Annotated in this window: 15 protein-coding genes; 10 read left to right on the forward strand and 5 right to left on the reverse strand. The window is 62.1% G+C overall.

All coding sequences use genetic code 11. The annotated features are described in order from the left end of the window. The first annotated feature begins 101 nt into the window (after positions 1-101). Entirely contained in the window at positions 102-320 is a 219-nt protein-coding gene (locus tag ACYG9Y_RS24310; protein ID WP_023672288.1) for a hypothetical protein, read from the forward strand. A gap of 18 nt (positions 321-338) precedes the next feature. On the opposite strand, the gene ACYG9Y_RS24315 is transcribed toward ACYG9Y_RS24310, so the two are convergent. The 4 genes from ACYG9Y_RS24315 to ACYG9Y_RS24330 all read right to left on the reverse strand — a co-directional run bounded on the left by ACYG9Y_RS24315 (position 339) and on the right by ACYG9Y_RS24330 (position 3,818). Continuing rightward, positions 339-1,097, reverse strand: a complete 759-nt coding sequence (locus ACYG9Y_RS24315) for a M48 family metallopeptidase (protein WP_023739762.1) — start codon at positions 1,095-1,097, stop codon at positions 339-341. Between the two features lie 198 nt (positions 1,098-1,295). Then, complete coding sequence (locus tag ACYG9Y_RS24320; RefSeq protein WP_023672286.1) at positions 1,296-1,781, reverse strand: DUF2852 domain-containing protein; 486 nt, start codon at positions 1,779-1,781, stop codon at positions 1,296-1,298. A 117-nt stretch (positions 1,782-1,898) separates the two neighbouring features. Continuing rightward, positions 1,899-3,041, reverse strand: coding sequence for a benzoate/H(+) symporter BenE family transporter (locus tag ACYG9Y_RS24325; RefSeq protein WP_023681390.1), 1,143 nt, complete (start codon positions 3,039-3,041; stop codon positions 1,899-1,901). Between the two features lie 6 nt (positions 3,042-3,047). After that, a complete protein-coding gene (locus ACYG9Y_RS24330; protein WP_023681389.1) occupies positions 3,048-3,818 on the reverse strand; it encodes an alpha/beta hydrolase in 771 nt (256 codons plus the stop codon). Between the two features lie 247 nt (positions 3,819-4,065). On the opposite strand from ACYG9Y_RS24330, the gene infC reads away from it, so the two are divergent. The 7 genes from infC (at position 4,066) to pheT (ending at position 10,405) form a co-directional block, all read left to right on the forward strand. Then, positions 4,066-4,602, forward strand: coding sequence for a translation initiation factor IF-3 (infC, locus tag ACYG9Y_RS24335; RefSeq protein ID WP_023744911.1), 537 nt, complete (start codon positions 4,066-4,068; stop codon positions 4,600-4,602). A 132-nt stretch (positions 4,603-4,734) separates the two neighbouring features. Next, a complete protein-coding gene (locus tag ACYG9Y_RS24340; RefSeq protein WP_023681388.1) occupies positions 4,735-5,373 on the forward strand; it encodes a methyltransferase family protein in 639 nt (212 codons plus the stop codon). A 184-nt stretch (positions 5,374-5,557) separates the two neighbouring features. After that, complete coding sequence (rpmI, locus tag ACYG9Y_RS24345) at positions 5,558-5,761, forward strand: 50S ribosomal protein L35 (RefSeq protein ID WP_006201248.1); 204 nt, start codon at positions 5,558-5,560, stop codon at positions 5,759-5,761. Between the two features lie 39 nt (positions 5,762-5,800). Beyond that, on the forward strand, positions 5,801-6,202 hold the full coding sequence (rplT, locus tag ACYG9Y_RS24350; RefSeq protein WP_023672281.1) for a 50S ribosomal protein L20: 402 nt from the start codon (positions 5,801-5,803) through the stop codon (positions 6,200-6,202). Between the two features lie 296 nt (positions 6,203-6,498). After that, positions 6,499-7,551, forward strand: coding sequence for a phenylalanine--tRNA ligase subunit alpha (gene pheS, locus ACYG9Y_RS24355; RefSeq protein WP_032891898.1), 1,053 nt, complete (start codon positions 6,499-6,501; stop codon positions 7,549-7,551). Beyond that, entirely contained in the window at positions 7,548-7,994 is a 447-nt protein-coding gene (locus ACYG9Y_RS24360) for a GFA family protein (RefSeq protein ID WP_023681387.1), read from the forward strand. The genes pheS and ACYG9Y_RS24360 overlap by 4 nt, the downstream gene beginning before the upstream one ends. 2 nt (positions 7,995-7,996) lie before the next feature. Next, on the forward strand, positions 7,997-10,405 hold the full coding sequence (pheT, locus tag ACYG9Y_RS24365) for a phenylalanine--tRNA ligase subunit beta (RefSeq protein WP_023739763.1): 2,409 nt from the start codon (positions 7,997-7,999) through the stop codon (positions 10,403-10,405). A gap of 105 nt (positions 10,406-10,510) precedes the next feature. Here the strand turns inward: pheT and ACYG9Y_RS24370 are convergent, their stop codons facing one another. Continuing rightward, positions 10,511-10,888, reverse strand: a complete 378-nt coding sequence (locus ACYG9Y_RS24370; RefSeq protein WP_023710419.1) for a helix-turn-helix domain-containing protein — start codon at positions 10,886-10,888, stop codon at positions 10,511-10,513. Positions 10,889-11,041: 153 nt separating this feature from the next. Here ACYG9Y_RS24370 and ACYG9Y_RS24375 point away from each other — a divergent pair, with 153 nt between their 5' ends. Both ACYG9Y_RS24375 and ACYG9Y_RS24380 read left to right on the forward strand, forming a co-directional pair. Further along, positions 11,042-11,644: a nucleotidyltransferase family protein gene (locus ACYG9Y_RS24375; protein WP_023739764.1), complete on the forward strand. Its 603-nt coding sequence runs from the start codon at positions 11,042-11,044 to the stop codon at positions 11,642-11,644. Positions 11,645-11,971: 327 nt separating this feature from the next. Continuing rightward, a complete protein-coding gene (locus ACYG9Y_RS24380) occupies positions 11,972-12,160 on the forward strand; it encodes a hypothetical protein (protein ID WP_031199013.1) in 189 nt (62 codons plus the stop codon). Positions 12,161-12,175 lie beyond the last annotated feature (15 nt).

Consider the following 12,175-nt stretch of genomic DNA (forward strand, 5'->3'; position numbering starts at 1 on the left):
GATTGGCACGAAACCGGCCAAGAGTCGAGAAAAAGCATGCTGTTTGCCGGCAACGCCAAAGGCGCTACCTATTGATGGGAGAAGCAAGGCGGAGCAGACGAATGGCCGACCAGAGCATAGCCGAACTCAGGCAGAAGATCGCGCAAGCGCGCGACGTCATCGCGCATCTGATGCAAAAGGCCGCCTTCGACGGGGCAGAAGCGCACCGGGTCCTGGATTATTTCGGCAGCGATGCGTTCGAGCAGAATTTCCTGCCATGGCCGCGCCATGGCGACGAAGGGCTGCGGCCTGAAGAGCTTAATGCGGCCAATGATGATTGAGCGCGGCGCCGGCGCAGGCTAATCGAACACGATCGCCTGCAGCGCGCCGCCATTGCGCTTCAGCCAGTCCTTGCAGCGGTCGGTATCGGGACAGAGCTGATCGCACAATTTCCAGAATTTCGGGCCGTGGTTCATCTCCTTGAGATGCGCCACCTCATGCGCGACCAGGTAGTTTATCACCGGCGTCGGCGCCATCATGATGCGCCATGAGAAGGACAGATTGCCATCGGAAGTGCAGGAACCCCAGCGGCTCGACGTGTCCTTGAAGCGGATCGCCTTGGCGCGCTTGCCGATGGCCTCGGTATGCTTGACCACCAGCTTCTCGATGTCCTTCTTGGCCTCACGCCTGAGGAAATCGGCGATGCGGCGCGGCAAATGTATGCGCTCGCCATGGACGATCAGCAGCGGACCGCGCTCGTCGCGCGACACGGTGACGGTGCCGCGTTTCGACGGTTCGTGGACGATGCGATGCGCGACGCCGCGTATCGGGATCTTGATGCCGGGGCGCACTTGCGGCCGTGTCGGGACCTTGGCCAGACGCTGCTCCAGCCAGTCCTGGTGGCGGTGAAGGAATTTCTCCACCTCGCCGCGGCGCAGGCCCGGCGGCACGGTGATGCGCAGCCCCTGGCCGCCCGAATCGATGCGCAGCGTCAGCCGCCGTGCGCGGGCGCTCTCGACGATCCTGAGCGGCAGTGTGCGGCCGGCAACGACGTGCTCTCGCTCTTCGACAGGCGAGGGTTTTGGTTTGGTCAGGTTGCGGAAAAAGCCGAAGGACATGGCTGAACGATACGCGATTCGAGGAAAACGACCAGAACAAAAAAGAAACGGCGCCGCTCGCGCGACGCCGTCCATCATGCCAAGGCCTGTCTTAGAGCGCCGCGCGTCTCTGACGCGCAAAGGACGCTGTAGCACTCTAATTCGGCGCATGAACCTTTCCGAAAATCGGTTTCGATTTTCGGGGTCATGCGCGCAGCCTCAGTCGTCAAGCAGGTTCGGGCCCTTGCGCTTGGGCGTCGCGGGCTTGGCCGTTTCGGCCGAGCCTGTCTTCGCAGGCGCTGTCGACTTGTTGCGGTTGGCCATGAAGCGGTCGAACTCGTCCTGGTCCTTGGCGCGGCGCAATTCGCGGGCGTACTCGTCGAACTCGCTCAGCATCTCATCGAGCTTGCGACGCTCTTCGGCGAGGCGTTCGAGTTCCTTCTCGCGCCAGTCGTCGAAAGCGACATTGCCGGTGCGGGCCGAACCGTGGCCCCAGCGCGCGGCCTTGTCGGAACCGCGACGGCAGCCGGCGAAGATGCCGTCGGTGGCCCGGTTGACGTCGCGCTTGAAGCCGTCAAGCCGGTCGCCCCAGATGATGTAGGCGAGCATGGCGAAGCCAAGCGGCCAGAACACCATGAAGCCGATCACCATCAGCGCGATGGTCGCCGGCGTCCAGGCCGGGCGGATCAATGCGGATGTGTTCATTTTCTCCCATTCCTTCGGTTGGAGACAGCCAAGAGCGGCTGCGTGGATTCGAAATGGGATGAGAAAAACGGCGATTCAAGACAACGTCCGCCAAAACCGGACAAGGTCCTGAATTGATTATCGCTTTTTGACCGCTTCGAGGAAAAGCACGACCAGGCCGGCGACCAAGCCCCAGAAGGCGGCGCCAACGCCGAACAAAGTCAGCCCCGACGCGGTGACAACGAAGGTGACAGTAGCCGCCATGCGCTGGTCCTCGTCCTTGAGCGCGATCGCCAGCGCGTTGGCCAGCGACCCCATCAACGCCAGGCCGGCCACCAGCACGATCAGGCTTTGCGGCAGCACTGCGAAGATCGCCACCAGCGAGGCGCCGAAAACCGCGAAGATCAGATAGGCAAGTGCATAGAAGGGTCCGGTCTTCCAGCGCTCGGCCGGGTCGGGATGGACGTCCGGCCCGGTGCAGATCGCCGCAGAGATCGCGGCCAGATTGGTGGTCGAGCCGCCAAACGGCGCCGACAGCAGCGAGAACAGGCCGGTGACGCCGATCAGCGGGCCGGGTTCGGGGTGATAGCCGGCGGCGCGCAAGACGGCGAGACCCGACAGGTTCTGCGACGCCATGGTGACGAGGTAGAGCGGCAGCGCCAGGCCGATGACAGCTGCGGCGCTGAAATGCGGAGCAATCAGCGTCAGCGTCGACAGTTCCGGTGCCGGCAGTCCGCCGACGCGGCCTGTCAGGAAGGCGGCGATGCCGCCGCCGATCAGCACCGCCAGCACCGACAGCGCCGGGTTGAACAGGCGAATGACGAAGAAGGCCGCGATCAGCGGCAGGATCAACCAGGGGTCGACCGGAATGGTCTTGACGGCATTGAGCGCGAAGGTGACGACGATGCCCGCCAGCATGCCGGACGCGACTGACGCCGGTATCCTTGATATCAGCTGGGTCAGCGGCTTGAACAGGCCGGTGGCGATCAACATTAGGCCGGTGACGATGAAGGCGCCGACCGCATCGGCCATGGTAAACCCGCTCGATGCCGCCATCAGCGCCAGGCCCGGTGTCGACCAGGCGGTGATGATGGGTATTTTCGTGCGCCAGGACAGCCACAAGCATTCGATCGCCATCGCCACGCACACTGCCGTCACCCAGCTCGCGGTTTCGGCTTGCGTGGCGCCAACCGCCTTGGCGGCGGCAATGACGACGGCCAGCGTGCCGCCGAAGCCGACGATTGCCGCGACAAAGGCGGATATCGGGATGGAAATGCGCATTCTCGCCTACCCCGCCCGCTGAACCATGTCGCCCACCGCCCTCAGCAGCATGTCGAGATCCTGCGGCCGCGACAGGCGGTGGTCGCCGTCGGGAATGAGCGACAAGGTGACGTCGTCGGCCGGCAGCAGCGAGACCAGCTTCAGCGCATGGCTTGCCGGCACATCGGCATCGGCCAGGCCCTGCAGGATGTGGACGGGGCAATGGGTATCGATCGGCCCGGTCATGACCCGGTTCGCCCTGCCGTCCTCGATCAGCGCGCTTGTGTAGATGTAAGGCTCGGCGGAATAGTCCGAAGGTTCTTCGAAAAAGCCTTTCTCCCGGAGGTCGCGCCTCTGTTCCTCCGTCAGAGCCGGCTCGACCAGCTCGGCGGTGAAATCCGGCGCCGGCGCGAGCAGCACCAGGCCAACCACATTGCTGTCGCCCGCCTTGCGCAGTTCCTGCACCATGCGCAGCGCGATCCAGGCGCCCATCGACGAGCCGACCAGGATTTGCTTGCCCTCGGTGAAACGCCGGAAGACGGCGAGGCTCTCGCCAAGCCATTTCGAAATGGTGCCGTCGGCAAAGGCGCCGCCGGATTCGCCATGGCCGGAATAATCGTGGCGCAGATACGCGCGGCCTTCCCTTGCCGCCCAATCCGACAACGTCTGCGCCTTCGTGCCCAGCATGTCGGATTTATAGCCGCCGAGCCAGACGATGCCGGGCGTTGCGCCCGAGGAATGGCGAACCGCGATATCAATGCCGTCGACATCCAGCAGGGTTGGGGTGGTCGCGGTCATGGCTGTGGATCAATCCTGGTTCTGGGGGCCTGATTGCGGGAGCCTGATTTTACTCGCCGGTCTTTTGACACAGGCACAGGCGAGGCGGAAAGTGCTCGCGACATCCTTTGTTTGGTGCAGGCCTGCGATCAGGGTGATTTTCTGTCAGCGCTGTGCTATTGACTCCGCCCGCGCGCTCACCACATTGGCGCGTCCTGAACATTTCTAGATTGAAACCCTGAACGAAACGGCCAAGGAGACCACGACCATTCGCAGACCTTTCAAAGCAGCGGCGCCCACCAAGGATGGCCCGCGCTCCAACCGTGATATCCGGGTTCCCCGGGTCCAACTGATCGACGCCGATGGCCAGAACCGCGGCGATATTTCCATCAACGACGCATTGCTGCTCGCCGAAGAGGCAGGGCTCGATCTGGTCGAGATCTCGCCCAATGCGGTGCCGCCTGTCGTCAAGATTCTCGATCTCGGCAAATTGAAATACGCCAACCAGAAGAAGGCGGCCGAGGCGCGCAAGAACCAGAAGGTCATCGAGATCAAGGAGATCAAGATGCGCCCGAACATCGACAGCCATGACTACGAAACCAAGATGAAGGCCGTGCGGCGCTTCTTCGAGGAAGGTGACAAGGTCAAGCTGACGCTGCGCTTCCGCGGCCGCGAGATGGCGCATATGGAACTCGGCATGCAGCTCCTGAACAAGGTGCGCGAGGAGACGGCTACCATCGCCAAGGTCGAAGCCGAGCCGAAGCTGGAAGGCCGCCAGATGATGATGGTGCTGGCCCCGCGCTAGATCAGTTCGGGCGTTGCGCTCTAAATCCGCCTGAATCCTGTCTCATGGCGTCCCGGCGATCGGCGGGACGCCGATTCTCCTGTCCAGACGCCGCGATCGCCGGCAAAGCTTCTCGACGATCGGATTCCCGACATGGCCAATGAAATCAACCCTGCGCCCATCAAGGAGCTGGGCGGCTACCAGCACATGCGCCGGATGGTGCTTGCGGTGCTGGTGGTGGTGCTGTTTGCGGCACTGCTGTTCGGCCAGTCGACCTTCCCGCCCGATACCCCGGTGCATGAAACGATCGAGATGGTCGGCGTGCTGCTGATCTTCCTTGGCGTCGTCGGCCGCTTGTGGTCGACACTCTATATCGGGGGGCGCAAATCCTCCGAAGTGGTCACCGGCGGACCCTATTCGATCACCCGCAATCCTCTCTACGTGTTCTCGACCGTTGCCGCCGCCGGCGTCGGGGCGCAGATCGGCTCGTTCTCCGGCATCGTCCTGTTTGCGCTTTTGTGCGCCGGCGCCTTCCACATCGTCATCCTGCGCGAGGAACGGTATCTCAAGGAGGTTCTCGGCGCGCCCTACACAGCCTATCTGGCGCGGGTGCCGCGTTTCTTCCCCCAGCTGTCGCTCTACCAGGAAGGCGACACCGGCAGCTTCAAGCCGCGCCTCTTGCTGACCACCTTGCTCGACGGGTTGGTGTTTCTGGTGGCGTTGCCGGTGTTCGAGACCATCGATGGTGCCCAGCAATCGGGCATTCTGCCGGTGCTGTTTAGGCTGCCCTGATCGCGGAGAGAGCGTCGCAGCCGCTCGGGTGTTGCGCGCCAGCCCGCTTTGACGTATAGGACCGCCGTTCCAAGAAAACCGCCCGGCAGGGCATGCCGTGGCGGTTTCATTTGCTTTTCGGGCTTTTGGTCCGCCCGAAGCGAACAAGAAGCGCGATTGTGCGCCACCAATACGGAGTAGCAAAATGCCCAAGATGAAGACCAAATCGGCCGCCAAGAAGCGGTTCAAGATCACAGGTACGGGTAAAGTCCTGTCGGCTGCGGCCGGCAAGCGTCACGGCATGATCAAGCGTTCCAACAAGTTCATTCGAAATGCCCGCGGCACGATGGTTCTGGCTGAACCGGATGGCAAGAAGGTCATCAAGAATTTTCTGCCGAACGGCCTCTGAGCATTCGGTTTCAGGAACAGCGTTTAAGGAGATCATGACATGGCACGCGTAAAAAGAGGCGTCACCTCGCACGCCAAGCACAAGAAGGTCCTGAAAGCCGCGAAAGGCTTCTACGGCCGCCGCAAGAACACCATTCGCATCGCCAAGCAGGCGGTCGAAAAGTCGATGCAGTATGCGTATCGCGACCGCAAGAACCGCAAGCGCTCGTTCCGCGCGCTGTGGATCCAGCGCATCAACGCCGCGACGCACGAGCATGGCCTGACCTATGGCCGCTTCATCGACGGCCTCAACAAGTCCGGTATCGAGATCGATCGCAAGATCCTGTCCGACATGGCCATCCATGAACCGCAGGCGTTCGCCGCACTCGTGGCCAAGGCCAAGGTCGCGCTCGAATATCTGAAGAACACCACCCCGAATGCTTTTGAAAGCGCTGTCGCCTAGAGCATGATGCCAAAAAGTTGCTGACTTTTTGGACAACATCATGCTCAGGGAAATTTAGCGAGGAGCGCGATCTTTCCGAAAAGTCTGCAACTTTTCGGGATCGGCCTCCGAGCCCAGCGCTTCCCAGCATTCGCAATTCTGATTGGGGAACCCGCGCTGGCACGGCTGGCGCGGGTTTTTCTTATGGCTGAACTTTCAACTTGAAAGTGACTTTCACCTCAAAGTTGACTCCCAACACAGCGAGTTTGACCGTGAACGACATAGCTACCGGCTTGGATACTCTCGAAAACTCCCTGATGGCCGACGTCGCGTCGGCCGCCGATGAGGCTGCTATCGAAGCCGTGCGCGTCGCGGCTCTCGGCAAAAAGGGGTCGATCTCGGAATTGCTGAAGACACTGGGCGCGATGAGCGCCGAGGAGCGCCAGGTCAAGGGCCCCGCGATCAACGGCCTGAAGAACCGCGTCACCGAAGCGCTGACGACACGCAAGGCCGAGCTGAAGGATGTGGCGGTCACGGCGCGCCTTGCCGCCGAGACGGTCGACGTGACGCTGCCGGTGCGGCAATCGCCGGCCGAGCGCGGCCGCATCCATCCGATCAGCCAGGTCATCGACGAGATCGCGGCGATCTTCGGCGATCTCGGCTTTGCCATCGCAGAAGGTCCCGATGTCGAGAGCGACTATTACAATTTCACCGCGCTGAATTTCCCCGAAGGGCATCCGGCGCGCGAGATGCACGATACCTTCTTTTTCCAGCCGGACGAAAAGGGCGAGCGCAAGCTGTTGCGCACGCACACCTCGCCGGTACAGATCCGCACCATGGAGAAGCAGAAGCCGCCGATCCGCATCGTCATTCCCGGCAAGACCTACCGGCAGGATTCCGACGCTACCCACTCGCCGATGTTCCATCAGGTCGAGGGGCTGGTGATCGACAAATCGGCCAATGTCGCCAACATGAAGTGGGTGCTGGAAGAATTCTGCAAGGCTTTCTTCGAGGTGCCGCAGGTCAAGATGCGCTTCCGGCCGTCGTTCTTCCCGTTCACCGAGCCAAGCCTCGAGGTCGACATCCAATGCGACCGCTCGCGGCCCGGCGAAGTGCGCTTCGGCGAAGGCTCCGACTGGATGGAGATCCTCGGCTGCGGCATGGTCCACCCCAATGTGCTGCGCGCCGGCGGGCTCGATCCCGACGAATATCAGGGCTTTGCCTGGGGCATGGGAATCGACCGCATCGCCATGCTGAAATACGGCATGCCGGACCTGCGCGCCTTCTTCGACGCCGATGTCCGCTGGCTGTCGCATTACGGTTTCCGGCCGCTCGACATGCCGACGCTGTTCGGAGGTCTTTCCGCATGACGGCGCCGCACGCCGGTGGCTGCCGCTGCGGCGCGGTACGGTTCGAGGCCTCGGTCGAACCGCACCATGTCAGCTATTGCCATTGCGGCGATTGCCGGCGCGCCAGCGGCGCGCCGGTGTCGGCCTTTGTCGGCTTCCTTACCGAGCAGGTGGCTTTCACCGGCAAGGCACTGAAGATGTACGAGAACGGCCCGGTTACACGCTCGTTCTGCGGCATTTGCGGCTCGCCTATCGCCTATGTCGACGAGCGGCTGGAAGACCACATCTATTTCATGCTGGGCGCCATGGACATGCCGGCTTATTTCCGGCCGACGCACCATGCCTATGTGCGCGAGCAGCTGCCCTTCGTGCATATGCCCGACGACTTGCCGCGCCATTTGAAGACAAGCGTGCCCAGACCCGATGGACAAGGTCCGGGCGGGTACAGACAAAACGGAACATAGTGATGAAACTCACCCTTTCCTGGCTCAAGGATCATCTCGACACCGACGCCACGCTCGACGAGATCGTCGAGAGGCTGACCTCGATCGGCCTCGAAGTCGAGCATGTCGACGACAAGGCCGGCCTGAAGCCGTTCGTCATCGCCAAGGTGCTGACGGCGGTGCAGCATCCCGACGCCGACCGGCTGCGGGTGCTGACCGTCGACACCGGCAATGGCGCAGCCCCTGTCCAGGTGGTGTGCGGTGCGCCGAATGCCCGCGCCGGCCTGATCGGCGCCTTCGCCGCGCCCGGCGCCTATGTGCCCGGTATCGACGTGACGCTGACCGTCGGCAAGATCCGCGGCGTCGAGAGCCATGGCATGATGTGTTCCGAGCGCGAGCTGGAGCTGTCGGATGAGCACAATGGCATTATCGACCTGCCGGCCGATGCGCCTGTCGGCACCAGCTTCGCGGCTTACGCGCATCTCGACGATCCGGTGATCGAGATCAATCTGACGCCGAACCGGCCGGATGCGACCAGCATTTACGGCGTCGCCCGGGACCTGGCGGCAAGCGGGCTTGGCCGGCTCAAGACCGCGCCGGTCGAAGCGGTCCCTGGCAAAGGTGAAACGCCGGTCAAGGTGACCATCGAGGCGCCGGAGCTCTGCCCCGGTTTCGCGCTGCGCCTGGTGAAAGGCGTGAAGAACGGGCCGTCGCCGAAATGGCTGCAGCAAAGGCTGATCGCCATCGGCTTGCGCCCGATCAGCGCGCTGGTCGACATCACCAACTACGTCACCTTCGACCGTGGCCGGCCGCTGCATGTGTTCGATGCCAAGAAGGTCGCCGGCAATCTCGTCGTGCGCCGCGCACGCGACGACGAGAAGGTGCTGGCGCTTGACGGGCGCGAATACACGCTGACGCCGCAGATGTGCGTGATCGCCGACGACAATGGCGTCGAATCGATCGCCGGTGTCATGGGCGGCGAGCATTCCGGCTGCGACGAGAACACCACGGACGTGCTGATCGAATCCGCTCTTTGGGATCCGATCACCACGGCCCGCACTGGCCGTACGCTCGGCATCATCACCGATGCCCGTTACCGTTTCGAGCGTGGCGTCGACCCAGAATTCATGGTGCCCGGCGTCGAGCTGGCGACAAAGCTTGTGCTGGAGTTCTGCGGCGGCGAGCCGACGGAAACCGAGGTCGTTGGCTATGCCGGCTACAAGCCTAAGATCGTTTCCTTCCCGATCTCGGAAGTAAAGCGGCTGACCGGCACCGAAGTGCCAAAGGCGGAAAGCCTCGACATCCTTTCGCGCCTCGGCTTCGAGCCGCAGGGCTCGGACGACATCGTCGATGTGGCGGTGCCGTCCTGGCGGCCCGATGTCGATGGCAAAGCCGACCTGGTCGAGGAAGTCATGCGCATTCACGGCGTCGACAACATCGCGCCGCAGCCGCTCGGCGCTCATGAAGCGGTCAATTCCAAGATCCTGACGACGCTGCAGGTGCGCACCCGCATTGCTAAGCGCTCGCTCGCCGTGCGGGGCATGCTGGAGGTTCTCACCTGGTCGTTCATCCCGGCCAAACACGCCGAACTGTTCGGCGGCGGCCAGACGGCGCTGAAGCTCGCCAATCCGATTGCAGCCGACATGTCCGATATGCGGCCCTCGCTGTTGCCCGGCCTGATCGTCGCCGCGCAGCGCAATGCCGACAAGGGCATCGGCGATGTCGCGCTGTTCGAGGTCTCCGGTACCTATGAGGGCGACGGCCCCGACCAGCAGCGGCGCGTTGCGGCCGGTGTGCGCCGCGGCACCGCCAAGCTCGACGGCTCCGGCCGCAGTTGGGCCGGCAATTCCGGTCCGGTCGGCGTATTCGACGCCAAGGCCGACGCGATTGCAGCGCTGGAAGCCTGCGGCGCCCCGGTCGACAGGCTGCAGATCGAGCCAGGCGGTCCGGCCTGGTACCATCCCGGCCGCTCCGGCACGATCAAGCTCGGCCCGAAGACCGTGCTCGGCACGTTCGGCGAATTCCACCCCAAGACGCTGGAGGGGTTGGACGTTTCCGGACCGATCTGCGGTTTCGAGGTCTATATCGACGCCGTGCCGGAACCGAAGGCCAAGCCGACGAAAACCAAGCCGAAGCTCGAGCTGTCCGCCTTCCATGCGGTGAAGCGCGACTTTGCTTTCGTCGTCGACAAGGCGGTCGAGGCCGGTACGCTGGTGCGCGCGGCGCTCGCTGCCGACAAGAAGCTGGTCACCGGCGTTTCGGTGTTCGACGTGTTCGAGGGGGCATCTCTCGGGGCCGCCAAGAAGTCGATTGCCATCGAAGTGTCTATCCAGCCGGTTGAAAAGACGCTCACCGACGAGGATTTCGAGGCGCTGGCCAAGCGCATCGTCGACAATGTCGGCAAGCAGACGGGCGGCGTGCTGAGGACGTAAAGGGATTGCCGGCAGGGGTGGCGAATCGCCCTCCTACTGGGAGTTGATTTGCTAGGGCAAGGCCGGATTGAAACGGAAGCTCAGGTCGTAAAACCGCGCGGGCTCCTACGCGGTCACGTCCAGCCTCGACAGAATACCTTGATACGTCCTGATGTGTTCCTGGGCGTGCTCAATATCTGTTTGTGTGGTGTCGCGCCATTCGGGATGCTCGATAGTGCTTTCTCTTGTTTTCAAATGCCCTGTTTCAAGCAATTCAACTTGCCGTTCGAGGACCTCGATCCGGGCGTTGATATCCTTTCGGTATGCGATGAGCACCGCAAGCCGAACGACGTTGGTAGGTATCTCGACGGGGCGTTGATCCTCGCGCCTGCTACCGCGCTCGTAATTTTCGATGGAACCACGTGAGACGCCGAGAACTGCGGCTGCAGCTTCTTGCGATAGCCCGAGATCCTTGCGCCAAGCCTTGAACTGTTCCGGTGTCATATTGGAATCTCCATTTTCGTGGCACGGAGTATCAGTTGCGTACTGAGTACGCAAGAGTTTTCTTCATACTCAGTACGAATTCTGACTCCGCAATGAGATAAGATCTCAAGTGTCCGGATTGCGGATCGACAGCGAATCGCCCTCCAAAGGGTGATGGATCATCTGCGCTATTCCGGGTTCTCGTTCGAAGCACAACGCGAAGCGCTTCTCGCCATCGTGGCGGCGGATCCACTGGTTCGCGACGCGCTGGCGCAGGCACGCTCGCTTGACCTGCCGGATTGGCTGGTGGTTTCAGGCGCGCTCTATAATTCCGTCTGGAACCATCTGACCGGCAAGCCATCGGGCTACGGCATCAAGGATGTTGATCTTTTCTACTTCGATGACAGCGACCTGTCCTACGAGGCCGAGGACGGTGTGATTGCCCGCACCGCTACGGTCTTCGCCGGCCTGCCGCTACCGGTCGAGGTGCGCAACCAGGCGCGGGTGCATCTGTGGTATCCGCAGAAATTCGGCCGGCCCTGCCCGCGCTATACCAGCTCCAGCCACGCGCTCCGCTTTTTCGCCTCGAGGACTCACGCGGTTGGCGTTCGCTACGACGCGGATGGGCAGCTTGAACTGGTGGCGCCGTTTGGGCTCGACGATATCTTCTCGTTTCGCATCACGCCGAACCGGGTGATGGACAACCAGCAGACGCATGAGGCCAAGGGCAGGCGTGCCAAGGATACCTGGCCAGAGATATCGGTTGTACCTTGGTGATTTTTCACAAAGGTCGAAGGTGTCGATTCGCTGCAATTTTCAAGCGGTCATCGACCAAATCCACAAGATAATGTGTCCATCAGTGTGGAGGCCACAAAATATCGTTGCGCCAGATGGACTCAAATGCAGAATCGTGTTTCTTTTTGAGGGCTGGCTAAAAGAATGGGTCGACCACAGATTGCAGTCTGCGGCCGACCTTTGGTCAGACCCAGCAATTAACCCGTCGAGGGAGCTGGGCCGGTCTCGATTAAAGACGTGATCACTGAATCACGGCTGATTCGCCGCGTCAACCCTCGGCTTTGTTGTCCACAATGGAAGGACAAAGTAATGAGCGTTTATGGCCTGACCAAGGTGCCGCTTGGCACCAAGAAGCGTACCGGAGAAACCTGCCCCGAGAGCGGCGTCTGGAAGGTGGACGATCCTCGCGACTCCACCACTGGACCCTTTGCGAAGGGCAATACTTTCCCTCCGTACAAGGGAAAGGCAGTTACCTGGGTTCTCATTCAGTACGCCTAGCTGAAGACAAGGGGC

This window comes from Mesorhizobium sp. W050 (genome assembly GCF_054719535.1).

What these genes read in the sequence shown, in the direction of transcription:
- ACYG9Y_RS24310 (WP_023672288.1), top strand. Translation starts at nt 102, where the DNA reads ATGGCCGACCAGAGCATAGCCGAACTCAGGCAGAAGATCGCGCAAGCG.
- ACYG9Y_RS24315 (WP_023739762.1), bottom strand. Translation starts at nt 1,097, where the DNA reads ATGTCCTTCGGCTTTTTCCGCAACCTGACCAAACCAAAACCCTCGCCT.
- ACYG9Y_RS24320 (WP_023672286.1), bottom strand. Translation starts at nt 1,781, where the DNA reads ATGAACACATCCGCATTGATCCGCCCGGCCTGGACGCCGGCGACCATC.
- ACYG9Y_RS24325 (WP_023681390.1), bottom strand. Translation starts at nt 3,041, where the DNA reads ATGCGCATTTCCATCCCGATATCCGCCTTTGTCGCGGCAATCGTCGGC.
- ACYG9Y_RS24330 (WP_023681389.1), bottom strand. Translation starts at nt 3,818, where the DNA reads ATGACCGCGACCACCCCAACCCTGCTGGATGTCGACGGCATTGATATC.
- ACYG9Y_RS24340 (WP_023681388.1), top strand. Translation starts at nt 4,735, where the DNA reads ATGGCCAATGAAATCAACCCTGCGCCCATCAAGGAGCTGGGCGGCTAC.
- rpmI (WP_006201248.1), top strand. Translation starts at nt 5,558, where the DNA reads ATGCCCAAGATGAAGACCAAATCGGCCGCCAAGAAGCGGTTCAAGATC.
- rplT (WP_023672281.1), top strand. Translation starts at nt 5,801, where the DNA reads ATGGCACGCGTAAAAAGAGGCGTCACCTCGCACGCCAAGCACAAGAAG.
- pheS (WP_032891898.1), top strand. Translation starts at nt 6,499, where the DNA reads ATGGCCGACGTCGCGTCGGCCGCCGATGAGGCTGCTATCGAAGCCGTG.
- ACYG9Y_RS24360 (WP_023681387.1), top strand. Translation starts at nt 7,548, where the DNA reads ATGACGGCGCCGCACGCCGGTGGCTGCCGCTGCGGCGCGGTACGGTTC.
- pheT (WP_023739763.1), top strand. Translation starts at nt 7,997, where the DNA reads ATGAAACTCACCCTTTCCTGGCTCAAGGATCATCTCGACACCGACGCC.
- ACYG9Y_RS24370 (WP_023710419.1), bottom strand. Translation starts at nt 10,888, where the DNA reads ATGACACCGGAACAGTTCAAGGCTTGGCGCAAGGATCTCGGGCTATCG.
- ACYG9Y_RS24375 (WP_023739764.1), top strand. Translation starts at nt 11,042, where the DNA reads ATGGATCATCTGCGCTATTCCGGGTTCTCGTTCGAAGCACAACGCGAA.
- ACYG9Y_RS24380 (WP_031199013.1), top strand. Translation starts at nt 11,972, where the DNA reads ATGAGCGTTTATGGCCTGACCAAGGTGCCGCTTGGCACCAAGAAGCGT.